The following is a 23630-nucleotide window of genomic DNA, read 5'->3' on the forward strand; positions in this document are numbered from 1 at the left end:
TTTAACCGATAATAAAAATAAACATATTATAAAGATATACATAAATTTTAAATTTTTCATTTATAACCTCTCCTTTTTTAGGGTTATTTTTTTTGTTTTTTTACTTTTTACACCAAATAAGTTTTCTGAGATTTCCTCAATAATTAAATAGTCTGTTCCAATTTCTTTGATAGTAGCCTTACCAATTTTATCTCCTTCTTTCAGGATATATCCTTTTCTTGTTGGATCTTGAAGTAAAGCCATTTTTTTCCCATTTTTCTTGAGGATACCTACAAGCTCTAAGGGTATAGTTTCTTCTTTTTGGGTTAAAATTTTATAAGTTTTTGGGGTCATAAAGGGATTTTGAAGATTATTTATATCTATAGAATATACCTCTTTTTTTATACTCTCTTTCCATTTTTCTAATTCTTGATCCTTTATGACAGGTATTTTAGGTTGGATTGTTTGATCTTTTACTTCTTCAGTCTTTTTACAGCTATGTAGAAAAAAAGTAATTAAAAAGATGTTGAGTAATACAATTAATTTATTCATTTTTTTTCCTGATTTTTGTTGGCTGCTTCTCCAGTAAATTTATATGTTTTAAAAGTGCTTTTTACCATAATTTTTTCTTCCTTAGCCTCTGGTGAAAATTCAATATTATTAAGAGTAACTAATCTGGGAAGCTTTTCTACATCATTTAAAAATTTAATTATTTCAGAAAAGGTTCCTTTAAATTGCATATCAAAATATATTATATTATAGAAATCTTTTTTTTCTTCACTTCCAGGAGTAAATTTTAGGATTTCAAGTCCATTTTTTTTCGCCATTGAATTAACATCTTTAAGTAATTGAGGTACTTCCTTTTCATTTGGGAGTATGGTCTTTATTTCCTCTAAGAAAATCTTTCTATTTTTTAGCTGTGCTTCAAGTTCTTTTTCTCTTTTAACAAAGCTTTCAAGTTTAGCTATTTCGATTTCAAGTTTTTTAATGTCTTCATTAAGAATTTTGATTTTTTCCTGAGCTGGAAGATAATAAAACTTATAAAATAAAAATAGAGGAACCAGAATTGTTCCCACAATCAATAGAATTTTTTCCCGTTTAGTGCTTGTCTCCTCCCAGGATTTAATGCGTTCCTTTAGACCTTGAATATTCATCTAAAAGAGCACCTCTAATTCAAACTCTACTAATTTTAAATCACTTACTATCTTTTGCTGAGCATTTTTTAGATTTACTGATTTTATTATATCTTTTTTTTGTTCCAGATTTTGCATATACATTGCCAGAAAATCCATCTCAAGACCCAATCCTTTGATAGAGGCCTTTGCATTTTCCAGCTTAAGTGAAGAAAAGATAAGTTGATTCTGGATTGTATTAGCCATAATTTCAGCTAAATATCTGAGATTTTTACCCTGCGTATCCTTTAAAGCAATTATAGTCTCAATTCTTTTTTTAACTTCTTCATTTTCCTTTTCCATTGATTTTACTTTTTTTGCAATATTTTTATAATTATTTAATATCAATTCTTTGTTTTTTTTCTCCTTATCCAAAGAGTGAATCTTGGTTTGGATATTATAAATTAGAGAAGCCATAGTAATTATAAAAAATAAAAATATAGCTGAATAAATTTTAAAAAATACAGGAGGTTTTTCCCTAATTTCAATTTCTAATTTTTCCTTAGGAATAAGATTGAATTTTATAATCATGACTTATATTAACGCCTTCATTGCTGTAGCTAAAGCCATAATTCCTTGTGTACTAATAGTATTTAAATAATTTGGATCAATATTTTCTGAAATATTAATTTTTTTATTAATTGTTACTTTTCTTACTTCAACTTTTAATAGATCAGATATTAAAGAATGAATACCAGGAATTCGTGCTCCTCCACCAATGATATAAAAAACCTCTGGCCAAACACCATATTTTGTTTTAACAATTTCTCCACCAAATTTAACTTCTTCAAGCAGTTTTTTAATAAAATCTTTATAAAATTCCTTAATTTTAAGGCCTCTTGTGTCTGCAGGTGGGTTGTGGAGATATCTCTCTGCCATGTCATGAGTAACTTTTAGATCCTTGACTACTTTATTTTTTAACTCTTTAAATCCAAGATTAAATAGTTCTCGTGTATATACAGGAACATCCTTATTAGAAAAATGTATTTTAATTTTTTCATGCCCCCAATCAATAATGGCTCTATTTTCTTGACCATACAGAAATTCAAAAAAATTATGGAGATTTATAAAATCAGCATCTATATTTTCAAGAGTATAATTTAAACTTTTAAATATGTTTTGAACTTTATCAATGTTATCTTTTTTGGCAACTAAGTAATAGACATCATAACTTCCTTTTTCAGGAATGATAAAATAGCTGTAATAAACATCATCTAATTTATAAGGGATTTCGTCATTAATTTGTTTTTTTATTTCTTGAAGGGCTTCTGGACTATTAACTGAGAACTTTCCAAAAATAGTTAATTCATAAGGAATTGAAAGAAAAATTCTATGGGTTTTAGGTTGGAAGTTTGTAAAAATATTTTTGAGATTGGTTCTTAGTAGCTGTTCATCATTAACTATTTGATTAATAATAGTAGTTTCAAAGGTCCTTGCCTGACAGAATCCATTGAGAGTTGGTTTATCACCTGATAAGGATATTTCTACCATTTTTATTGAATAGGAACCAATGTCAAGGCCTATAAAATTATTCTTCCCGTTTCTACTAATTTTTTGAAACAAGTTTTTTAAAATTTTCATTGAGAATTAATTATATTAAATTTAAAAATTTGTCAAGAGGATTTATGCGTCCATATCTTTTGAGACTCTATAGGATTTTTTCTTTGGGCGTAACACAAATTGAGTCTCTCTAAATACTCATTCCCCTTCGGAAAGAAAGGATAAAAAATCTGCAAAATCTTTCCTTAATTAGGGGTTTAAATTTATAAACTCCTACATGGAGCTTTTTACCATCCCTCCTTTTTCTTGTAAGAATCTGAACTTATGCAAAAAAAAGAGGACTTCCAGGAGAGGAATCCTTTAATAAGAAGATTTAGAGCAAAATTGGGTGTTTAATGGAGAAGATATACTAAACTCTTAAAAATAGGGTAAAATAAGCCAAAAAAATTTCTGAGGTGGGTTATGCTTGATTATAACATAACCGATGAGCAAAGGTTACTTGTTGACTTAGTAAAACGAATTGGAGAGGAATATATCTTACCCCATGCCTTAAGTTGGGACGAAAAAGAGCTCTATGACCCCACTCCCATTCGTGCACTGGCAGATGCAGATCTCTTTGGGATTATTGTTCCTCAAGAGTTTGGAGGGCTTGGAATGGGGGTCTTGGAGATGTGTTTAGCTGTGGAGTGGCTTTCCTATTTTTGTGCTGGTGTTTCCACAACTTATGCGGCATCCTTTCTCGGAGCCTATCCTTTAATTCTTTTCGGAAATAAGGAGCAAAAAGAAAAGTATTTACCTGAGGTTGCACAGGGTAAAAAACTTTGTGCCTTTGCCTTAACAGAGCCCCAAGCTGGAAGTGATGCCTTTGCTATAAAGACTACTGCTAAGAGGGAAGGGGATTTTTATGTGCTTAACGGGGTTAAACAGTGGATAACTAATGGAGGTATAGCTGATCTCTATATAGTTATAGCTTTGACTGATCCTAACAAAGGCCCCCGTGGAGCCAGTGCTTTTATTATAGAAAAGAGTGATCAGGGTTTTTCCTTCGGCAGAAAAGAGAAAAAACTTGGGCTTAAGGCCTCTATAACTACGGATTTATTTTTTAATGACTGCAAAATTCCAGCAGACAGGCTTATCAGTAGAGAGGGAATGGGCTTTATGGTAGCTTTAAGAACCCTTGATTATGCAAGATGTGGAGCTGGAGCTCAGGCGTTGGGTATTGCTCAGGCAGCCCTTGAGGTAAGCTTAAGACATGCCAAAAAAAGGATACAATTTGGTCAGCCTGTATATAATTTTCAGGCAGTAAGTCATACCTTTGCTGAAATGGCCATGCGCCTTGAGTCCGCAAGAGCCCTTGTTTATAATGTTGCAAGATATATTGATAGAGGAGCCAAAGATTTTTCCGGAGCATCCGCTATGGCTAAATGTTTTGCAACGGATCAGACCATGTGGATCTGTGAAAGAGCCCTTCAAATGATGGGAGGCTATGGCTATATGAGGGACTATCCTGTGCAAAAATATCTTAGGGATGCCAAATGTCTTCAGATTTATGAGGGCACAAATGAGATTCAGAAAAATGTTATTGCCAGAGAACTGGCAAAGTTTTATAAATAGGGGGCTTTATGGATAAAATTATAGTTTGTATAAAAGGAGTGCCAAGGCCTGAGACCGTTAAGGTAGATCCGGAAACTCATACCCTCAAAAGGGAATCAGCAGAACTTATTCTTAATCCCAATGATAGAAGTGCTTTGGAAATGGCTATGCGCTTAAAAGCGACCTATGGGGCAGAGGTTATAGTTATCACCATGGGGCCTCCTAATGTCTTGCCACTCTTGAGAGAAGCCTATGCCCTTGGGGCAGATAGAATTATTTTACTTTCTGATAGAGCCTTTGCTGGAGCCGATACCTTAGCGACAAGCCGAGTGCTTGCAAAAGCCATAGAAAGATTATCCCCCTTCAGTCTTGTGCTCATGGGCCTTAAGTCTTTAGATGGAGAAACTGCCCAGGTTCCTCCAGAGACTGCAGCTATCCTTGGAATACCTTCAGTTATAAATGTTCAAAAAATAACCTTTGAAGAAGGGATAGGTATGGTTTTAAGGGAATCGGAATATGGTTTTGAAGAGCTTGAGATTGAGCCTCCTTTTCTGGTTAGTCTCCATCCTAAGCTGGATTACTACAGACCCCCTTCCTATAAAAGACTCTTAAAGGCAAGAACCCTTGAGGCTGAGGTGCTTACTGCCAGGGATTTGGATCTTCCAGAGGAATGGTTAGGATTAAAGGGGTCACCTACCCAGGTTGCAGATGTTTTTGAGAAAAAGTTTGTGGAAAGAGGTGAGATCTGGGAAGGTGAGCCAGATGAACTTGCAGAAAAGTTATTAAGTTTTCTTAAAGAAAAGGGATTTCTTAAAAATTAATAGGGAGGATTTTAAGACTATGGCAGATATTATTATAGCCTATGGCGAATATTTTCAGGGTAGGCTTCATCCTGCAAGCCTTGAGATTTTGACCCCCCTTTATGAGATAGCTGAGAAAATGAAAAAAAGGCTTGTCCTTCTTATACTTAGCAAGGATAAAGAAGAAATCAAGAATTCTCCGGATTTAAAAAAGGCTTTATGTCATGAGGTATGGATTGTGGAGTCTTCAGAATTTACAGGATTTAAAGACGACCTTTATTCCAGGGTAGTGACTGAGGTTGTAAGAGAAAAAAATTCCTATGGAGTTTTTTTCCCATCTACCTTTCAAGGGCTTTCTCTTGCCCCGAGAATAGCTGGTCTCCTTGGGGTTGGGCTTTGTGCGCATGTGAATGCCTTTGAGCTTGGGGAGGATAAACTTTTAATGCTAAGACCTACATATGGGGAAAATATTATGGCCAAGCTTTATTCTACGACTTTACCCATTATGGCAACTATCGCCTTGGGAGCCTTCCCCATAAGAGAGGCTCTCCAAGAGCCAGAATTTAAAGAGATTAGACTTTCCGCTGATTTTAACTGGAAAAGTAAAATCAGACTTAGAAAGTTTATTTCCTCAAAAAAAGAACCCAATAGATTAAGCGTAGCCAAGGTGGTTTTGGCAGGAGGACTTGGATTAAAAAAGAGGGAAAATTTTGAGAAATTGCAGGATCTGGCCAAGCATCTTGAGGCTGAAGTGGGAGTTACAAGACCACTTTGTTATGCAGGTTGGATGGATGAAGAACATATGATCGGAGTAAGTGGCGTTACCGTGAGACCTAAACTTTACATTGGGTTTGGTATTTCAGGTGCTATCCAGCATACCTCTGGAATGGAAAATTCTGAGTTTATCATTGCTGTAAACACAGATAAAGAGGCTCCTCTGGTTAAGATGGCACATCTTTCTTTGATTTGTGATGCAGGTGCCCTTTTGGATGCCCTTCTTAAGCGTTTGAGAGTTTAAGAAAGGCCTTAAATCTTTTTCTAAGTCTTTTTATATGATCCCCTTCCCAGTAAAGTTTGTCGCACTTGGGACAATAGTTGAATTCTTTATATCTTTCCCAGACTTTGGGTGGAATTCTATTCCTAAAGTCTTCTTTTTTAACAGGCAGGAGTTTTTCTCCACAAAGGGTGCATATATCAAGGGAGAGAGAGGCCTTAAGATTTAATTTATGAATTAAAAAGAAGAGTTGTTGTTTGAGGGAACCCCTGGGGAGTAAAAGATATTTAAGATTATATTTTTCAAGGAGAGAGGCAGTCTCAGAACTGGTAATGAGAAAAAATTTATCCTGATTTTCAGCAATTACTTCAGGGGTTATCTTTTTCACCGCAAGTTCAGCTTTATATCCCATGAAACGGAGCCATTTAGCAAGTCCCGTGAGAGAGGCCTCTAAGAAAAAGTTCTTTTCCATTTTAAAATTGAAGAGATTTATTTAATATTTTACTCCTTAATCTCAGGCTGTAAATTTTTTAAAAATGTTAAGAAAAAAAATAAAAATTAGAACTTATTTTTAGTTATTTTACTAAAACGGGTCTTGACAAAACTGAATTTTTTTAATAATATGTAAGCGACAAAAAAATGTAGGGAGGTTATTATGGGAGAGGTAAAAAAACATGACACACCATTGATGGATGAGTTGAAGTCAGGTCCGTGGCCCAGTTTTGTAGATGATATTTATAGTTATGCTGAAAAGCATAAAAAGCAGGCTGGGTTTGACATTATGGGCCAGATGGAACTCTCTTACAAAAACAAAGAGACCCATTGGAAGCATGGCGGAATCGTAGGTGTTTTTGGTTACGGTGGAGGGGTTATTGGTCGTTATTCAGACCAGCAAGAAAAGTTTCCTGCTATCTGGGCCTTTCACACCGTTCGTGTAAATCAACCAGCGGCTAAATGGTATCACTCTTCAGCTTTAAGAAAACTTTGTGACCTCTGGGATCATCGTGGTTCAGGAATTATGAATTTGCATGGTTCCACAGGAGATATTATTCTTCTTGGAACAGTAACTGAACAACTTGAATATATCTTTTATGATTTGACTCATCAGCTCAATATGGATCTTGGAGGTTCGGGTTCAAATCTTAGAACTCCTGAGTGTTGTATGGGTATGTCAAGATGTGAATGGTCCTGCATCGATACTCAGGACATGATTCATGAATTCACCAATCAATTTCAGGATGAGCTTCATAGACCTGCCTTTCCTTATAAGTTTAAGATAAAGATTTCCGGGTGCCCCAATGATTGTGTGGCAGCCATTGCCCGTTCAGATTTTTCTATTATTGGAACCTGGAGAGATGATATCAGGATTGATCAAGAGGCTGTGAGGGCTTATGTAGGTGGTGAGCTAAAGCCAAATGCAGGAGCCCATTCAGATAGAGATTGGGGTCCCTTTGATATCAAGAAAGAGGTCATTGATCTTTGTCCCACTAAGTGTATGCACTGGGATGAAGGTCAGAAGAAGCTTTACATTAACAATGCCGAATGTAATAGATGTATGCACTGTATCAATGTAATGCCTGAAGCCCTTAGGCCAGGCCTTGATACCGGAGCAACCATTCTTATGGGTGCCAAGGCCCCTATCTTAGAGGGTGCTCAACTTTCAACTGTCATTATTCCTTTTATAAAGACTGAACCACCCTATGATAATATTAAGAATCTCATTTACAAAGTCTGGGATTACTGGATGGAAAATGGTAAGAATCGTGAAAGGCTGGGTGAGACCATTCAGAGAATCGGATTGAATAGATTTATCGTAGATGTTCTTGGGCTTAAACCTTTACCACAGCATGTTAGAGAGCCTCGTTCTAATCCATATATTTTCTGGAAGGAAGAAGAGGTGGAAGGTGGCTGGACAAGAGATGTGGCTGAATTCAGAAAACGCCATCCAGCCTAAGCAAAAAATGAATTAAAACAAATTTTAATAGGAGGGGAACATGAGCGAAAGACCAGAAAGACCAGATCCAATTTATACTCAACCTTATGATCCAACCTTAGCTGAAAAACTTTATAATCCTCAGAAACCTATGGAAAATAGAATTACTGATATTGGTCCTCCACATTATTGGCAGTTTTTACCGCCTGTCATTCAGAGAAATTACGGTAAATGGAAATCTCACGAAATTATTCAGCCAGGTGTTATAAAGTATAAGGCTGAGTCTGGAGAGGTAGTTTATGCTGTCCGTTGTGGAACGCCAAGGCTTGAAACAACTGATTATGTAAGGGAGATTTGTGAAATTGCTGATAAATACTGTGATGGATATGTCCGCTGGACAACTCGTAATAATGTAGAATTTCATGTAACTGATGAGGAAAAATTGAGAGCTCTTCTTGAAGATTTAAAGAGTAGAAAGCATCCTGGTGGATCTTACAAGTATCCCGTTGGTGGAACCGGAGCCTCTGTTACTAACATTGTTCACACTCAGGGTTGGATTCATTGTCACACCCCTGCAATTGATGCTTCAGGTGTTGTTAAAGCAATTATGGATGAGATCTTTGATTACTTTGGATCACATAAACTACCTGCTCAGGTAAGAATGGCTCTGGCTTGCTGTTTAAATATGTGTGGTGCGGTGCACTGCTCAGATATCGCTGTAGTTGGTATTCACAGGAAACCACCTCTTGTTGAAGATGAAAGATTGGAAAAAGTTTGTGAAATTCCTCTTGTTATTGCTTCCTGCCCCCTTGGTGCAATTAAACCTGCAACTGCTGAAGTGGGTGGTGAAAAAAAGAAGACAGTTAGAGTTAATGTTGACAGATGTATGTTCTGTGGCAACTGCTATACCATGTGTCCAGCCATGCCCATTTCTGATGGTCAAGGTGACGGTATAGCTATTGTGGTAGGTGGAAAAGTTTCTAACAGAATTAGCCCACCCAAATTCTCAAAGGTTGTAATCCCCTATATCCCCAATGAACCACCCCGTTGGCCAACTACTGTAAAATGGATTAAAAAGATACTTGAAACCTATTCAAAACATGCAAATAAATATGAAAGAGTTGGCGACTGGATTGAAAGAATAGGCTGGGAAAGATTCTTTGAGCTTACAGAAATTCCCTTTACCTGGCACCTTATTGATGATTACAGGTTAGCATACGACACTTATAGAACCTCAGTTCACTTTAAGTTTACCAGCCATGTAGAAACAGTTACAGAAATTGAATACTAATAAAAAGGGGTGAGAGTTATGGACAAAGAAGAATTGAAACAAAAGATTATGGAGGTCATGACCAAAAAAGCTTCTGGAGGTGGAAAAAGTAAAATCTATCTTAAAGATTTACAAAGGGAAATACCAGGAGCTAATCCCAGAGATATCAAAAATGCTGCTAATGAACTTGTCAGGGAAGGTAAACTTGAGTATTTTTCCACTGGAAGCACTGTTATGTATGGTGTTCCAGGTGTGGGAATGGGATTAGAGGCAGGAACAGAAAAACCAGAGTAAAATCTTTGAGGGGGGATACTCTCCCCCTTCTTATTTTATAAAGAATTTTCTAAAAATTTTAAAGTCTTAAAATTATTTGAATCAGAATTGGATTGTATTGACCTCTTCTTTAAATAGACTTAATCATATATAAGAATTTATACTTTTTTAGCTTCGGTAGGGGCTGATTCAGATGTGGAGTCAGTTTTTTTGGGTTCCTCCAATTTTTGAACCTCTTCACTAACATCAGCTTCCTTTAAAGACTGTTTAAAGGATTTAATCCCTTTTCCAAGGCCAGCACCAACTTCTGGTAATCTTTTAGCTCCAAAGATTAGTAAAGCAAGAAAGAGGATAATAAAAAGCTCCTGTCCACCAAGGCCTAAAGGCATGCTAAGCCCTCCTAAATTTAGTTATTTTTATTAAAATTATACCTATCTCATAAAGAATTGTCAAGGGTAAGGCTAGTAAGATTTGATAAATGGGATCCGCTCCAGCGGTGAGGATACTGGCAAGAACAAAGGATAGAATAATCGCGTAGGGACGAAAGTTTTTTAATTGATCAAGGCTTGCAATCCCAAGTTTATGGATGAAAAATATTATAGAGGGAGTTTGGAAGAAGAGTCCAAAAATAAGAAGTAATTTAAGTAAAAAATTAATGTATTCCTTAAGGTAGGGTTTAAAAATAAGAAATTGTGATCCAAAGGAATAAAAAAATTTTAGAATAAAGGGTAAGAAAAAATAAAAGGCGATTAAATCGCCAATGAGAAAGGAAAAGGAGCTCATAAAAAGGGCTCCTTTAAGCCATTTTTTCTCATGGGGATATAGTCCAGGGGCTATAAAAATCCAGAGTTGATAAATGATATATGGACTTCCAATGATTAATCCAAGAATTACCGCAATTTTTACCTGGTTAGAAAATACCTCAGGTAATGTTTTAAAAAAGAGTTTCTTATCTGCTAAATAGGGGCGAAGAGGATTGATAAGAAACTCCAGAATATTATCTGAATAAAGATAAACCAAAATTGAGGCTATTATCCAACCAAGAAAGGCTTTAATAAGACAGGACCTAAGTTCAAGGAGGTGTTCAACAAAAGACTGTTTCTTTTCTAAAGCTGCTTCAGACATTTATTAGATCTTGAAAGGCTTGCGCTATTGATTCAGGATCAAGGCCAGCCCTCCTAAAAAGGTCAGCAGGACTTCCAGATGAAGCAGGCTCTTTATGACCAAGAAGCTTCAAATTCACCTGAATACCCTTTATTCCAAAAAAGGATGCAATCCTTGCCCCAAGCCCTGTTTCCACATAGTGGTCTTCCACAATTAAAAGATTTTTTAGATGGGCAACCTCAAGGAGATCCCTTTCTGGGAAAGGTTTAATAGAGGCTATGTTTAAAAGTGAGACCTCTAAACCACTTTCTTTTAGAAGTTCCCAGGCTTTAAAGGCATAGGGCATAAGATTGCCGTATGAAAGTATAGCACCTCTGTTGCCCTTTCTAATCCAATCTGCATACCCGGGTCTGAATTGATAATTTTCATCAAAATAGGGAGTGCCGTCCTCCTTGAGCAAGATGGGGACCTTTGATCTTCCCATTCCTACAAAGATATTCCCGGGTCTAAGGGAAATATACCGGAGGATATGATCGGTTTGATTGGGATCAGCTGGAAAATAAATTTCAAAGTCCTGAAGGCTGAATAAAAGCCCGAGATAATCAATGCACTGATGAGTGGGGCCATCTTCTCCTACATCAGCTCCTAAATGGGTGCAAACCACCTTAAGGGCAGTTTTATTTAAGGTATTGAGTCTTAATTGATTATAGACCTCATCAATGCCAAAGACCCCGAAGGTTGAAAAAAATACCAGAAACCCTTCCTTGGATAAGGCCCCGGCAACTGAGGCGGTGTGGTGTTCCTGGATACCTGATTCAAAAAAGGCAGAAGGTGAATGCTTTTTGAAGTCGGTCATTTTCACAGAACCTTCAAGATCACAAGTGAGTCCAAGAATTTTAGGGCTTTCTCCGGACAGATTATTTTTTACCGCAAGATTTAATAGGGCTTTACCATAAGCTGATCTACAATCTGTTTTTTTCTCGGCAGAATAAATTACTGGAGAAGCTGGTTCAATCTTAACAGGAAGAGGATCATGGGGCTGATGAGGAAAGGAAACTATATAGTTTTTGCGTTTTTCTTTTAAGCTATCCAGTTCCTCAGGAGCAAAACCAAGTTCCTGAAGAGCCTTTTTAGCAAGATCTTCTGATAGGGCTGATCCATGCCACTTGGGATCATTTTCCATAAAAGAAATACCCCTTCCCATAACAGTATGGGCTAAAATAGCAGTAGGTTTAGTGGGATCGGTAACTTCACCTTTAAGGGCCTTGCTTAGGGCTTGATAGATTTCCTGAAAATTATTTCCATCAACCTCAAATAAATTCCAGGAGGTAGCTATGATCTCTTCTTTTATCTTCTGTGGCATTACCTCAGTAATATTACCACCAATCTGAAGCTTGTTAAAATCAATAAGGGCAATGAGATTGTTTAGACCAAATTTTACTGCCCAGCGTCTGGCCTCAATTACCTGCCCTTTTTGTTGTTCTCCATCTCCCATAAGACAGAAAACCTTATTGGGAAGGCCTTTTAGTTTTAAGGCCATAGCCATACCACAGGCAGCTGATAAACCCTGACCAAGATTGCCTGTATTCCACTCAACTCCCGGGACTGCCTGTTCAATATGACCAGCAAAAGCAGATCCCGCTCTTCTAAATTCCATTAAAAAAGGTTCTTCTGGAAAGAACCCGTATTCACAGAGAACACTGTAAACCCCTGGACTGATATGTCCATGGCTAACCACTACCCTATCTCTATCCAAGGCTCTTGGATTTTTTGGATCAACCTTGGCTAAGGCATAGACCATTAAAAGAAGGCTAAGAGAGGAAAGAGATCCTCCTGGATGTCCACTTCCAGCCAGAGTTGTAGCAAGTATTATTCTTCTTGCGCACCTTTTAAAGGCAGCATTAAAAAAAGAGATCTCTTCAGGCGTAAGAGCATCTTTACTCGGAGATAGTTTAAGCATCCTTGACTCCTCATGTTTTTTGGTTGAAAGATTTTAATCCGTGGAGGAAGAATTTCAAGGAGTCTTTTTTTCTCTTTTCATGGCAATTAAGCCAGTTCTTACAATCTCTTTAATTCCAATAGGTCTAAGAAGATCAATTACAGCATTAAGTTTATTTTTATCTCCCGTGACCTCAATCACATAGGTTCTGGGGCTCACATCCACTATTTTTAATCTGAAGATTTCGCAGATTCTATAAATCTCATCGCGATATTCCTTTTCTGCTCTGACTTTAATCAGGGCCATTTCTCTTTCTACAAAATCACCCTCTTCAGTGACATCAACTACTTTATATACATCAATAAGTCTTCTGAGCTGTTTGATTATCTGTTCTATAATAAAATCATCTCCATGGGTAACTAAGGTAAGATGCGATAGGGTTGGATCAAGGGTTTCAGCAACGCATAGACTGTCAATGTTAAAGCCTCTTCCGCTGAAGAGCCCAGCAATGCGAGCTAAAGCACCTGGGGTATTTTCAACCAAAACTGAGAGAGTGCACTTTCTTTCAGCCATTTCTTCCTCCCTTAGACTAAAATCATTTCTGTAGTGGCTTTACCAGCTGGAACCATTGGGAAGACGCCTTCTTCAGGGGATATAATCACATCTAAGATAACCAGTTTATCCATAGAAATAATTTTTTTAAGGGTTGGCTCAACCTCCTGGGGTTTAGTAATCCTGAGACCAACTGCTCCATAGGCTTCTGCAATTTTGACAAAGTCAGGAATGGTAGCAAATTTAACAGCTGAGTATCTTCTTTCATAGAAGAGCTCTTGCCACTGCCTAACCATACCGAGAAAACCGTTATTGAGAATAATAATTTTTATAGGTAGCCTTTGATCCATGGCTGTAGCAAGCTCCTGAATATTCATCTGAATAGATCCATCTCCAGCAATATCTATAACTAATTTACCTGGATTCCCCATCTGGGCACCTATTGAAGCGGGAAATCCAAATCCCATTGTTCCAAGGCCTCCTGAGGAGATAAGTGTCCTTGGATACTTAAATTTGTAATATTGAGCAGTCCACATTTGGTTTTGTCCAACCTCTGTGCAAATTATGGCCTCGCCCTTAGTTAACTCATAAAGTTTTTCCAATACAAATTGGGGCTTAATATAGTTAGGATCTTCCTTGTAGGTTAGGGGGTATCTTTTTCTCCAGATATCAATCTGTTCCCACCACTCTTTATAACGCTCCTTCCAGTATTTCTTGGGTTTCCCAACCTCTTTAATTACCTCAAGTAATCTCTCTAAGGATCTTTTGCAGTCCCCTACAATGGGTACATCAACTTTAACATTTTTCTGAATAGAGGTAGGATCAATATCTATATGTATAATTTTGGCATTGGGGGCAAAGGCATCCACTTTTCCAGTTACTCTATCGTCAAAACGAGCACCAACTGCTAAAAGAACATCACAATTAGCTACAGCCATATTGGCAAAATATGTGCCATGCATGCCAAGCATACCGAGAGATTGGTCATGTTCTCCCGGGAATCCCCCTAATCCCATAAGGGTCATAGTTACAGGAAGATTAAGCCTTTCAGCAATAGCTCTGACTTCTTCTGAGGCTCCAGAGGAAATGACTCCACCACCAATTAAAAAAACAGGCCTTTCTGCCTTTTCTAAAAGTTGATAGGCCTTTTCAATCTGTTTAAAATGGGGTTCATAAGTGGGATTATAACTTCTTAGATGAATTTCATCTGGATAATTAAAATCTCCCTTGGCTTGCTGGATATCCTTTGGAATATCCACAAGAACAGGCCCTGGCCTACCTGTTCTTGCAATGTAAAATGCTTCTTTTATAATGCGCGGAAGATCTTCAACCCTTTTTACTAAAAAGTTATGCTTAGTAATAGGTCTTGTTATACCAGTGATATCAACTTCCTGAAAGGCGTCATTACCAATAAGTTTTGTGGGCACCTGACCTGTTAGTACCACTATAGGGATAGAGTCCATATAGGCAGTGGCAATCCCTGTAACAGTATTTGTAGCCCCTGGGCCAGAGGTTGCGAGGGCTACTCCAACCCTGCCTGTTGACCTTGCAAAGCCATCAGCTGCATGAGCTGCACCTTGCTCATGTCTAACAAGCACATGATGCACCTCAGGACTTTTGTAAAGGGCATCATAGATATCAATAATAGCTCCTCCTGGATAACCAAAGATAACCTCAACACCCTCCCGTTTGAGGGCCTCAACTACCATTTGAGCCCCTGTCATCGTTTCACCCAATTCAGCTTCCCTCCTTTTGATATTTTTTTATCAGTTCAAAGATCCTTTCCTTTAAATGGAGTTTTTCAAGTTTAATCTGTTTTTCCCTTATTTCTTCTTCTGTTGTTAGATAGGGCTTTTTCGTTAATTCTTCAAGTTCTCTCTCAAGTTTCTGGTGCTTCTCAAAGAGTTCCCTAACATCTTGATACTTTTCAGCATAGCTTTTTACTATTTCTTTATCCATAAGATACCTCCTTTATATTATTTTTTTGAGACTTTGCGAGAATTTGTGAAAAATTTCTTGAATTATGCGTTAGAAGCATCTCCTTTATGTATAAGGGCCTTTAAGAGTTCTATAGGTAAAGGGAAGAGAATGGTAGAATTTTTCTCTGTAGCAATTTCAGTAAGGGTTTGAAGATATCTAAGCTGGAGTGTAATAGGGCTTTCCGCCATAATTTTAGCAGCCTCAAGAAGGGTTTTTGAGGCCTGATATTCTCCATCGGCGCTGATGATTTTGGCTCTTCTTTCTCTTTCAGCTTCAGCTTGTTTGGCCATAGCTCTTTTCATCTCCTCAGGTAGATCAATCTCTTTAATCTCAACTTTGGAGACTTTAACCCCCCAGGGCTCTGTGTCTGCATCAAGAATTTCCTGAAGTCTAAGATTAAGTTTTTCTCTTTCTGAGAGAATTTCGTCAAGCTCTGCCTGACCACAAACACTTCTTAAAGTAGTTTGGGAGAGCTGACTTGTAGCATAATAGTAATCCTCTACCTGTAAAAAGGCCTTGTCTGGATCCATAACTCTGAAATAAACTACAGCACTGACTCTAATAGAGACATTGTCCCGGGTAATTACCTCCTGTGGGGGGACATCTAAGGTTATTGTTCTCAGATCAATTTTGCGCATTTTGTCAATAATGGGGATAAGAATAATAAGACCAGGTCCTTTGACCTTGTGAAATTTTCCCAATCTTAAAACTACAGCCCTTTCATACTCATTGATAATTTTAATAGAAGCCTGTAAAAAAAGTAAAACAACTATTACAATAAATAGCAAGGAAAAACCCATATTTATTCACCTCCATCTTTTTCTTATGAGTTTAATTAAGATCAACTTAAAAGTCAAGAAAGATTTTTTGAATTTAAAGTAGAAATAGGGCAGGGTGTTTCCTGCCCTATTTTGGGAAGAGTAATATTACCCTAAGATAGCTTTTAAGTCTTCTTCAGGGGTGCTTACGGGTTTCAGATTGTAATTTTCAACGATGAAGTTAGCCACATTTTTGCTTAAAAAGGCTGGCATACTTGGTCCAAGGCGCATATTTTTGATACCGAGATAGAGAAGAGTGAGAAATATAGCCACTGCCTTTTGCTCATACCAGGAAATAATTAAAGAAAGGGGAAGTTCATTAACACCCACATTGAAGACCTTGGAAAGGGCAAGGGCAATTTGAATGGCAGAGTAGGCATCATTGCACTGACCTATGTCAAGAAGTCTCGGGATTCCATTTATGGTTCCGAGATCTTTATCAAAGAATCTAAACTTTCCGCAGGCAAGGGTTAAAACCACACAATCCTGAGGCACCTTTTCTACAAACTCAGTGTAATAATTCCTTACTGGTTTTGCCCCATCACAGCCTCCAACAAGGAAAAAGTGTCTGATTTTTCCTGACTTAACAAGCTCAACTACTTTATCTGCTACAGATAATACGGCATTTCTTGCAAAGCCAGTCATGATCTCCTTTCCGGGAATATCTTCCTTAAATCCCTCCATGGATAGGGCCATCTCAATTACAGGAGTAAAGTCTTCATTGGGGATATGCTTTACTCCAGGGTAACCCACAGGACCAAGGGTAAAAACTCTGTCCTTATAGGAGTCCTTAGGGGGCATAAGACAATTTGTGGTCATAACAATTGGGCCAGGGAAGGCTTCAAATTCCTTCTGTTGATTTTGCCATGCGGTTCCGTAATGTCCATAAAGATGGGGAAATTTCTTCAGTTCAGGATAGCCATGAGCTGGAAGCATCTCCCCATGGGTATAAATATAAATACCCTTTCCCTCAGTCTGTTTGAGTAGCTCGTAAAGGTCTTTTAAGTCATGTCCTGAGACAAGAATGGCCTTACCAGCCTTAGCACCAAGAGGCACTCTGGTAGGAACAGGATTTCCGTAAGAAGAAGTGTTAGCCTTATCAAGGGCCTCCATAGTTAAGAGATTTAATCTGCCTGTTTCAAGGGCTCTTTCAACCCAGGTTCTTAAATCTGAGCTCTTATCTTTAAAAATGTTTACCAAAAGTTCCTTAAAGCCTTTGTAGACCTCTTCATTCCTCACACCGAGCCTCTCGGCATGATAGGCGTAAGCAGCAATGCCTTTAAGGGCATAAAGTATTGTAAGTTTAAGGCTTGCAATGTCTTCTCCTTCTTCTTTCATAACGGTAGGTTCAATTTCCCTTTCTTCAGCCTGTTTAATGAGTTCTTCCATGGATTTAGCAGGTTTAAAGTGAGCCCAGGGGGTATCTACCTCAACCTTGGCCTCGTGCTTTAAGGTCTCCCTTAATTCCACAGCCTTTTCAATGTAAGCCTTAATCCTTTCAGGATCAAAGTTCACATTGGTAAGAGTGGAAAACATACCTTCCATGAGGAAGAAGTCAACTTCAGGCTTTTTAACTCCTCTCTTTTCTGCTTCTAAGGCTACTTCCGAAAGTCCTGCAAGTGTGTAAATCAAGAGATCCTGAAGCACATCGGTTTCATGGGTTTTCCCGCAAACCCCCCTCACCGTGCAGGCAAAACCTTTGGCAGTCTGTTCACACTGATTACAAAACATAACAGGCACCTCCTTTTTTATTTTTTGAATTCTGAATAAAATTTAAGACCACCTTTTAAAAGTTTCCTTGATCTATATCAAATTTTTAAAATTAAATTAAAAAAGTTTACATAAGCAATTTTTAAATTAAAAAAATCCAGCTGGAAGTATAGCCCTTATACTTTTAGGGCTTAAACCCGCTTTTTACCTTAAATTGGAAAAGGTGAAGTAGGTGCCCAGCCATACCAGTGCATATAATCGGGATTCATGTGAAAGGCTCCCTGAAAAGTCCTCATCCTGTATTCAAGGAACATTACATAGAGATCTTGTTCTATAGAGCTTTTGGCTTTATAAAACTTCAATAGATCTGGTGCAAAGACCCAGTTTTTGGGCCCACTATTCCTGGCGTTACCTTTTGATGGCACTCGATACACTGTGATTTAGGATCTGCATAAAGGGACGAAACCAGAAGTAATGAAAGAATAAAACTTGCCACACCTATCCACTGATCTTTACATCCCGATCCTAACCATAGCATACCCTTCACCTCCTTTTAAATTTTTTTTTGACATTATTTTAAAAAGATTATATTTAAAAGTCCTTGATCTAAATCAAGTTTTTCAGGAATTAGATCATATCAAGAGTTAAGAAGGTTCCAGAACTTGTTCAAAACCTTAATGGAATTCTTGGAAACTTGGTCTATATTATACAATATGAAATTTCTTGAGGAATTTGATGTTATTGTGATTGGGGCTGGGCATGCAGGAATTGAGGCCTCCCTTGCTTCTGCCCGCATGGGCTGTCGGACCCTTCTTCTTACCATAAGTCTTGATAGAATTGGAGCTATGAGTTGTAATCCCTCTATCGGTGGAATAGGGAAGGGGCATCTTGTAAAGGAAATTGATGCCTTAGGTGGAGAGATGGCCCTTGCCATTGATGAGACAGGAATTCAATTTAGAAAACTCAATACCAAAAAAGGGCCAGCTGTTAGAGCCACTCGTGCCCAGGCAGATCGTTTTCGCTATCAGACCAGAATGAAAGGAGTTCTTGAAAGAATTCCTAATTTACATCTTCGCCAGGCCTCAGTCTCTCAACTTCTTATTAAAGATAAAAGAATAATTGGAATCAGAACCCGAACTGGGGAAGAATACGGTGCTAAAGCGGTGGTTATTGCAGCTGGAACCTTCATGCATGGTCTGATTCATATTGGTCTTGAATCCTTTCCTGCAGGTCGTCTTGGAGATCCACCTTCAAACCGACTTCCTGATCATCTCAAAGAGCTGGGCTTGGCTTTAGGAAGATTTAAAACCGGAACCTGCCCTCGCCTTGACGGAAGAACCATAGATTACTCTAAATGCGAGCTCCAATGGGGAGATTATCCACCCCCTCTTTTTTCCTTTAAAAACCGCAGGAAAAGACCACCCTTACCCCAGGTCCCCTGTTTTATAACTTATACCAATTCAATGACCCACGAGATTATAAGAAAGGCCCTTGATAGATCTCCTCTTTTTACAGGAAGAATCAAGTCAAGAGGGGTGAGATACTGTCCATCCATTGAAGATAAAATTTTCCGATTTGCGGATAAAGAGCGCCACCAGGTCTTTCTTGAACCTGAAGGTCTTGATACAATTGAGGTCTATCCTAATGGTATAAGTAATAGTTTACCCCTTGATGTGCAGATTGAGATGGTAAGATCTATTCCAGGGCTTGAAAAGGCTGTTATTTTAAGACCTGGATATGGTATTGAATATGACTTTGTTTATCCCGATCAGTTAAAACATACCCTTGAAACAAGGCTAATTGAGGGGCTTTTTCTTGCAGGTCAGATAAATGGAACAACGGGATATGAAGAGGCAGCAGCTCAGGGATTGATAGCAGGAATCAATGCCGCCTTAAAGGCTAAAGACGAAGAGCCTTTTATACTTGACAGATCTCAGGCTTACATTGGTGTGCTTATTGATGACCTTGTCACAAAGGGAACGGATGAACCCTATCGCATGTTTACCTCAAGGGCAGAATATAGGCTTCTTCTCAGAGAGGACAATGCAGATTTGAGACTCACTGAACTTGGAAGAAAGCTCGGGCTTGTGGATGATGAACGCTGGGAGATCTACCTTGATAGAAAAGAAAAAAGACTAAGGCTTTTAGAATCTCTAAAGGAGATTAAGGTCTCTCCAGGTCTTATTAATTCATATCTTGAAAACATTGGCTCAACCCCTCTTAAAGACCCTATTAGACTCTTTGATCTTCTAAGGAGGCCTGAAATTGAAATTTCTTTCTTAGTTGAATTAATAGATGAGCTCAAGAGGTATTCTCAAGACATCCTGGAGGAGGTAGAAATTGAGGTCAAATATAGTGGATATCTTGAAAAACAACAAAGAGAGGTTGAAAAATTTAAAAAGTTAGAGAACATGTTGATTCCAGAGAATATTGATTACTTTGAGGTAGCTGGACTGTCAAATGAGGTCAGGGAGAAACTTTCAAGGCATCGACCACTTTCATTGGGTCAGGCTTTAAGAATTCCAGGGATTACGCCTTCGGCTATCTCAGCCATTCAAATTTATCTTAAAAAAAGAGGCTTCAAATCTGAAAAAGAAGATTCCCCAGCCCATTCTAAAGTTAATTAAATATTTAAATAAAAAGGGCTATCTTGCCTATTTAGTTGGTGGTTGTGTCCGGGATCTAATACTTGGTTATGAACCAAAGGATTTTGATATTGTAACAGATGCCCGTCCAGAGGAACTTCTTAGACTTTTCCCAAGAGCGCGTCTTATTGGTAGGCGTTTCCCTATTGTGCATGTCTACTTTAATAAAGGGGATTTTGTTGAAATAACCACTTTTAGAGGCCCAGAGGATCAAGATCATACAAAGGCTGACAATTATGGAACCCCTGAAGAGGATGCTCAGAGAAGGGATTTAACCATTAATGCCCTTTTTTATGATCCCTTTACAGGAGAAATTCTTGATTATGTGGGTGGTCTTGAGGATTTAAAAAGGGGAATCATACGAGTAATCGGTATCCCTGAACTTCGTTATAGGCGGGATCCTATTAGAATGCTGAGAGTAATAAGACATGCTGCAAGAACAGGCTTTGAGATTGACAGGGAGACCTGGGAAGCCCTTTTAAAATCTAAAGAACTGATTAAGATCGTATCAAGAGAAAGATTGAGAGATGAAATCTTAAAAGATCTTTCTGGATTCTGGCTAAAAAGATGGTTTAAAATCTTGAAAGAAAGTGCACTTCTTTATGAGATTTATCCATTTTATAAAAACCTTGAGAATAAGTTAGATTTTTCAGAAAGTTTTTTATTGGATATCCTTAAAATAATTGAGGGATCGGAATTGAATCTTGAACAAAGGATCGTGCTTTTTGTTTATCCCTTTTTACCTTTTATTCAAAGGACTTATAAACCTGATTTATATCAAAACATGCCTACTTTTGAGAGAAAGGAACTTTTAAAACTCTTCTGGGCCCTCTTTTTCACTTTTCGTTATAGCCGAGGCTTATTTGAAAAAACTATGGATATGTTTAGAGACCTTTACAAGATGCTTTATTTGAAATTAAAGGGAAGAGAGATTCCGAAAAGATTTAAAAGAAAAATTTATTATTCCGAAATAGTTCCTCTTCTTGATATTTTATCTAATTTAATCAAAAATAAAGGAAGGAGGAAAAAAGATGAGTCTTGAAAGGACTTTAAGCTACCAGTTCATACAAAAAACCAAATTATCTTTTACAACTCTTGGAGTGAGGGAGATTTATCTTGAATCTGCGCCTCCTTATAAAAGCTATCCTCAGGTAGAAAAAATTGAACTCAAGCTTAGGGATATCCCAGAGAAAGGGAATTTTTTTCAAATTCTTTCTAAAAGAAGGAGTAATAGAAAATACAGGAAAAGGCCTTTATCTCTTGAGGAGATTTCTCTTTTATGCTTTGCAGCCCAGGGAATTACTGCTCAGGCTGGTTTTTATCTCTTAAGAACAGCCCCTTCTGCAGGAGCTCTCTATCCTGTTGAGACTTATCTCGCAGTAAATTACTCGGAGGAGATACCATCAGGTATATATCACCTTGAGGTAAGAAGTTTTGTCCTTGAAAAATTGATGGAAGGGAATTTCGGCAAAATTCTAAGAGATCTTGCCCTTGGTCAGGCCTTTTTTGAAGCAGCAAGTTGTGTCTTCATCTGGAGCGCAGTGCTTAGAAGAACCCTTTCCAAATATGGAGAAAGAGGACTTAGGTATATTTTTATGGATGTAGCCCATATCTGCCAGAATGTTCTTTTGGCAGCAGAGGCTCTGCACCTTAAAGCCTGCCCAGTTGGAGCCTTCCTTGATGAGGAAATCAATGAGTTTTTAGGGCTTGATGGAAAAGAGGAAACAGTAATTTATATGGCAACTATTGGGAAATAACTTAGATTGCCTCTTCCCCTCTCTCCCCTGTTCTTATGCGAATAACCTCTTCTATAGAAGAAATAAATATTTTACCATCACCAACATTACCAGTTTTTGCTGTTTCAAGGATGGTATTTATAATCTTTTCAACTTCATCATCCTTGACAATAAGTTCAATTTTTATTTTAGGCAAAAATCTAACCTCGTATTCCTTTCCGCGATAAACCTCTATATACCCCTTTTGCCGTCCAAATCCTTTAACTTCTGTTATGGTCATTCCATGAATACCTTTTTTTTCAAGGGCCTTCTTAACATCTTCTAATTTTGTAGGTTTTATAATGGCCTCAATTTTTTTCATTTTCCTCCTCCTACTTTTTCATTTTAAATGTGAAGATTATAAGCTCGTTCTCCGTGCTGGGTTTCATCAAGTCCAACAAGTTCATCTTCTGGATTAACCCTAAGGTTTTTAAATATAATCTTAAGAAATAGAAAAATCAAAGCAGTAACCATAGCTGAATAAAAAATTATTATACCAATACCTAAGAGTTGAAGCCAGAGTTGGGCGGCACTTCCGTAAAAGAGACCAGCAATCTGATTTATAGAGGGATCTGCAAAGAATCCTACGCTTAGGCTTCCTATAATTCCACCTACTCCATGGATTCCAAAGGCATCTAAGGTGTCGTCATAATTAAGCTTTCCTTTTACAAAGGCTATGGAGATAAAACAGACAAGGCCTGCAATTACACCAATAATTAAAGCTCCATAAACATTTACATATCCAGCGGCTGGAGTAATGGTTGCAAGGCCTGCAATAGTCCCAGAGGCTAAACCAAGGATAGTAGGTTTTTTAAAGATAAGCCATTCAGCAATACACCAGATTAGTGAAGCGGAGGCAGCTGCTGTATTAGTATTAACAAAGGCTATAGTAGCAAGCTCTTTGGCTGAAAGGGCAGAACCTGCATTAAAACCAAACCATCCAAACCACAGAAGACCGGTTCCGAGGACTACAAGGGTTAAATTATGTGGAATAAGGGTGGTATCATTGCGTGCTTTTAGTATCAAGGCTCCTATTAAAGCAGAAATTCCAGCTGTAGTATGCACTACTATACCCCCTGCAAAGTCAACAACTCCCATTTTTGCAAGAAAGCCACCTCCCCAAATCCAATGAGCAACCGGAAGGTATACCATGGTAAACCAGAGAAGGCTGAAGGTTATCCAAATGGAAAATTTTATTCTTTCAATATAGGCACCACTAACCAGAGCAACTGTAATAGCTGCAAAGGTTAATTGAAACATAGCAAAAATAAATTCAGGGACAGTTTTTGCTCCTTCATTTGAAGAAGTTAAAGTAATAGACTTAAAAAATATCTTTTCAAAGCCTCCAATTAATCCGAAAATATCATGTCCAAAGGCAAGGCTATAGCCATAAACTACCCAAAAAACACTTATCAAGCAGTATGTTACAAAAGACATGGCCATAGTATTTAGAGCATCTTTCCTTTTGCTAAGACCACCATAAAAAAGAGCAAGTCCTGGTAGGGTCATCATCATGACCAAAGCAGTAGAAATAAGTAGCCATGCAGTATCTCCAGTGTCAAACTTTAATAATTCTTGAGGATTGGGCATTCC

The 23630-nt window shown here is 37.8% G+C and carries 25 protein-coding genes and 1 pseudogene; 9 read left to right on the forward strand and 17 right to left on the reverse strand.

The window, feature by feature from the left end; all coding sequences use genetic code 11:
• Positions 1 to 60: 60 nt before the first annotated feature.
• The 4 genes from THC_RS02170 to pilM all read right to left on the reverse strand — a co-directional run bounded on the left by THC_RS02170 (position 61) and on the right by pilM (position 2732).
• Positions 61 to 531 carry a hypothetical protein gene (locus THC_RS02170; protein ID WP_068512717.1) on the reverse strand — a complete coding sequence of 157 codons (471 nt, stop codon included), beginning with the start codon at positions 529 to 531 and terminating at the stop codon, positions 61 to 63.
• Entirely contained in the window at positions 528 to 1133 is a 606-nt protein-coding gene (locus THC_RS02175) for a type IV pilus inner membrane component PilO (RefSeq protein WP_068512720.1), read from the reverse strand. The genes THC_RS02170 and THC_RS02175 overlap by 4 nt, the downstream gene beginning before the upstream one ends.
• Positions 1134 to 1526, reverse strand: coding sequence for a PilN domain-containing protein (locus tag THC_RS02180; RefSeq protein WP_167344312.1), 393 nt, complete (start codon positions 1524 to 1526; stop codon positions 1134 to 1136).
• Positions 1527 to 1685: 159 nt separating this feature from the next.
• Positions 1686 to 2732, reverse strand: coding sequence for a pilus assembly protein PilM (pilM, locus tag THC_RS02185; protein ID WP_068512724.1), 1047 nt, complete (start codon positions 2730 to 2732; stop codon positions 1686 to 1688).
• 381 nt (positions 2733 to 3113) lie between these two features.
• On the opposite strand from pilM, the gene THC_RS02190 reads away from it, so the two are divergent.
• Genes THC_RS02190 through THC_RS02200 form a run of 3 tightly spaced genes read left to right on the forward strand, consistent with a single transcriptional unit; the run spans position 3114 to position 6062 of the window.
• Positions 3114 to 4265 carry an acyl-CoA dehydrogenase family protein gene (locus THC_RS02190; protein ID WP_068512726.1) on the forward strand — a complete coding sequence of 384 codons (1152 nt, stop codon included), beginning with the start codon at positions 3114 to 3116 and terminating at the stop codon, positions 4263 to 4265.
• An 8-nt stretch (positions 4266 to 4273) separates the two neighbouring features.
• Positions 4274 to 5065, forward strand: coding sequence for an electron transfer flavoprotein subunit beta/FixA family protein (locus THC_RS02195; RefSeq protein WP_068512728.1), 792 nt, complete (start codon positions 4274 to 4276; stop codon positions 5063 to 5065).
• Between the two features lie 19 nt (positions 5066 to 5084).
• Positions 5085 to 6062, forward strand: coding sequence for an electron transfer flavoprotein subunit alpha/FixB family protein (locus THC_RS02200; protein WP_068512731.1), 978 nt, complete (start codon positions 5085 to 5087; stop codon positions 6060 to 6062).
• Here the strand turns inward: THC_RS02200 and THC_RS02205 are convergent.
• Positions 6043 to 6510, reverse strand: coding sequence for a Mut7-C RNAse domain-containing protein (locus THC_RS02205; protein ID WP_068512733.1), 468 nt, complete (start codon positions 6508 to 6510; stop codon positions 6043 to 6045). The genes THC_RS02200 and THC_RS02205 overlap by 20 nt on opposite strands.
• A gap of 183 nt (positions 6511 to 6693) precedes the next feature.
• Here THC_RS02205 and dsrA point away from each other — a divergent pair, with 183 nt between their 5' ends.
• From dsrA to THC_RS02220, 3 genes are all read left to right on the forward strand, one after another.
• Positions 6694 to 7992 carry a dissimilatory-type sulfite reductase subunit alpha gene (dsrA, locus tag THC_RS02210; protein WP_068512736.1) on the forward strand — a complete coding sequence of 433 codons (1299 nt, stop codon included), beginning with the start codon at positions 6694 to 6696 and terminating at the stop codon, positions 7990 to 7992.
• Positions 7993 to 8122: 130 nt separating this feature from the next.
• Positions 8123 to 9262, forward strand: a complete 1140-nt coding sequence (gene dsrB, locus THC_RS02215; protein ID WP_068516565.1) for a dissimilatory-type sulfite reductase subunit beta — start codon at positions 8123 to 8125, stop codon at positions 9260 to 9262.
• An 18-nt stretch (positions 9263 to 9280) separates the two neighbouring features.
• Positions 9281 to 9535: a dissimilatory sulfite reductase D family protein gene (locus THC_RS02220; protein ID WP_068512738.1), complete on the forward strand. Its 255-nt coding sequence runs from the start codon at positions 9281 to 9283 to the stop codon at positions 9533 to 9535.
• A 137-nt stretch (positions 9536 to 9672) separates the two neighbouring features.
• Here the strand turns inward: THC_RS02220 and tatA are convergent, their stop codons facing one another.
• The 10 genes and pseudogenes from tatA to THC_RS09470 form a co-directional block, all read right to left on the reverse strand.
• Positions 9673 to 9903: a twin-arginine translocase TatA/TatE family subunit gene (tatA, locus tag THC_RS02225; RefSeq protein WP_068512740.1), complete on the reverse strand. Its 231-nt coding sequence runs from the start codon at positions 9901 to 9903 to the stop codon at positions 9673 to 9675.
• A gap of 1 nt (position 9904) precedes the next feature.
• Entirely contained in the window at positions 9905 to 10639 is a 735-nt protein-coding gene (gene tatC / locus THC_RS02230; RefSeq protein WP_068512742.1) for a twin-arginine translocase subunit TatC, read from the reverse strand.
• Positions 10632 to 12578 (reverse strand): transketolase, encoded by a 1947-nt coding sequence (locus tag THC_RS02235; protein WP_068512744.1) that lies wholly within the window; start codon positions 12576 to 12578, stop codon positions 10632 to 10634. The genes tatC and THC_RS02235 overlap by 8 nt, the downstream gene beginning before the upstream one ends.
• Positions 12579 to 12632: 54 nt before the next feature.
• A complete protein-coding gene (gene ilvN / locus THC_RS02240) occupies positions 12633 to 13130 on the reverse strand; it encodes an acetolactate synthase small subunit (RefSeq protein ID WP_068512746.1) in 498 nt (165 codons plus the stop codon).
• A gap of 11 nt (positions 13131 to 13141) precedes the next feature.
• On the reverse strand, positions 13142 to 14833 hold the full coding sequence (gene ilvB / locus THC_RS02245; RefSeq protein WP_068512749.1) for a biosynthetic-type acetolactate synthase large subunit: 1692 nt from the start codon (positions 14831 to 14833) through the stop codon (positions 13142 to 13144).
• Between the two features lie 13 nt (positions 14834 to 14846).
• Positions 14847 to 15068 (reverse strand): HP1242/YdcH family protein, encoded by a 222-nt coding sequence (locus THC_RS02250; RefSeq protein ID WP_068512751.1) that lies wholly within the window; start codon positions 15066 to 15068, stop codon positions 14847 to 14849.
• Positions 15069 to 15130: 62 nt separating this feature from the next.
• Positions 15131 to 15889: a slipin family protein gene (locus tag THC_RS02255; RefSeq protein ID WP_068512753.1), complete on the reverse strand. Its 759-nt coding sequence runs from the start codon at positions 15887 to 15889 to the stop codon at positions 15131 to 15133.
• A 126-nt stretch (positions 15890 to 16015) separates the two neighbouring features.
• Complete coding sequence (gene hcp, locus THC_RS02260) at positions 16016 to 17638, reverse strand: hydroxylamine reductase (protein WP_068512755.1); 1623 nt, start codon at positions 17636 to 17638, stop codon at positions 16016 to 16018.
• A gap of 212 nt (positions 17639 to 17850) precedes the next feature.
• A pseudogene (locus tag THC_RS09735) lies at positions 17851 to 18009 on the reverse strand (multiheme c-type cytochrome); the annotation flags it as partial.
• Complete coding sequence (locus tag THC_RS09470) at positions 17976 to 18155, reverse strand: hypothetical protein (protein WP_068512757.1); 180 nt, start codon at positions 18153 to 18155, stop codon at positions 17976 to 17978. The gene THC_RS09470 and the pseudogene THC_RS09735, both read right to left, overlap by 34 nt.
• Positions 18156 to 18330: 175 nt before the next feature.
• On the opposite strand from THC_RS09470, the gene mnmG reads away from it, so the two are divergent.
• The 3 genes from mnmG to THC_RS02280 are packed head-to-tail and all read left to right on the forward strand — an operon-like array spanning position 18331 to position 22019.
• Positions 18331 to 20244 (forward strand): tRNA uridine-5-carboxymethylaminomethyl(34) synthesis enzyme MnmG, encoded by a 1914-nt coding sequence (gene mnmG, locus THC_RS02270; protein ID WP_068516568.1) that lies wholly within the window; start codon positions 18331 to 18333, stop codon positions 20242 to 20244.
• Positions 20240 to 21304, forward strand: coding sequence for a CCA tRNA nucleotidyltransferase (locus tag THC_RS02275; protein WP_269447045.1), 1065 nt, complete (start codon positions 20240 to 20242; stop codon positions 21302 to 21304). Before mnmG ends, THC_RS02275 begins: the two co-directional genes overlap by 5 nt.
• Positions 21294 to 22019: a SagB/ThcOx family dehydrogenase gene (locus THC_RS02280; RefSeq protein WP_068512762.1), complete on the forward strand. Its 726-nt coding sequence runs from the start codon at positions 21294 to 21296 to the stop codon at positions 22017 to 22019. Before THC_RS02275 ends, THC_RS02280 begins: the two co-directional genes overlap by 11 nt.
• Position 22020: 1 nt before the next feature.
• Here THC_RS02280 and THC_RS02285 read toward each other — a convergent pair whose 3' ends face one another.
• The gene (locus tag THC_RS02285) at positions 22021 to 22359 is read right to left on the reverse strand and encodes a P-II family nitrogen regulator (protein WP_068512764.1); all 339 of its coding nucleotides are present in this window, start codon (positions 22357 to 22359) and stop codon (positions 22021 to 22023) included.
• Positions 22360 to 22382: 23 nt separating this feature from the next.
• Entirely contained in the window at positions 22383 to 23627 is a 1245-nt protein-coding gene (locus THC_RS02290) for an ammonium transporter (RefSeq protein ID WP_068512766.1), read from the reverse strand.
• Between the last annotated feature and the right edge of the window lie 3 nt (positions 23628 to 23630).

It is taken from the genome of Caldimicrobium thiodismutans (assembly GCF_001548275.1).
GTDB classification, from domain to species: domain Bacteria; phylum Desulfobacterota; class Thermodesulfobacteria; order Thermodesulfobacteriales; family Thermodesulfobacteriaceae; genus Caldimicrobium; species Caldimicrobium thiodismutans.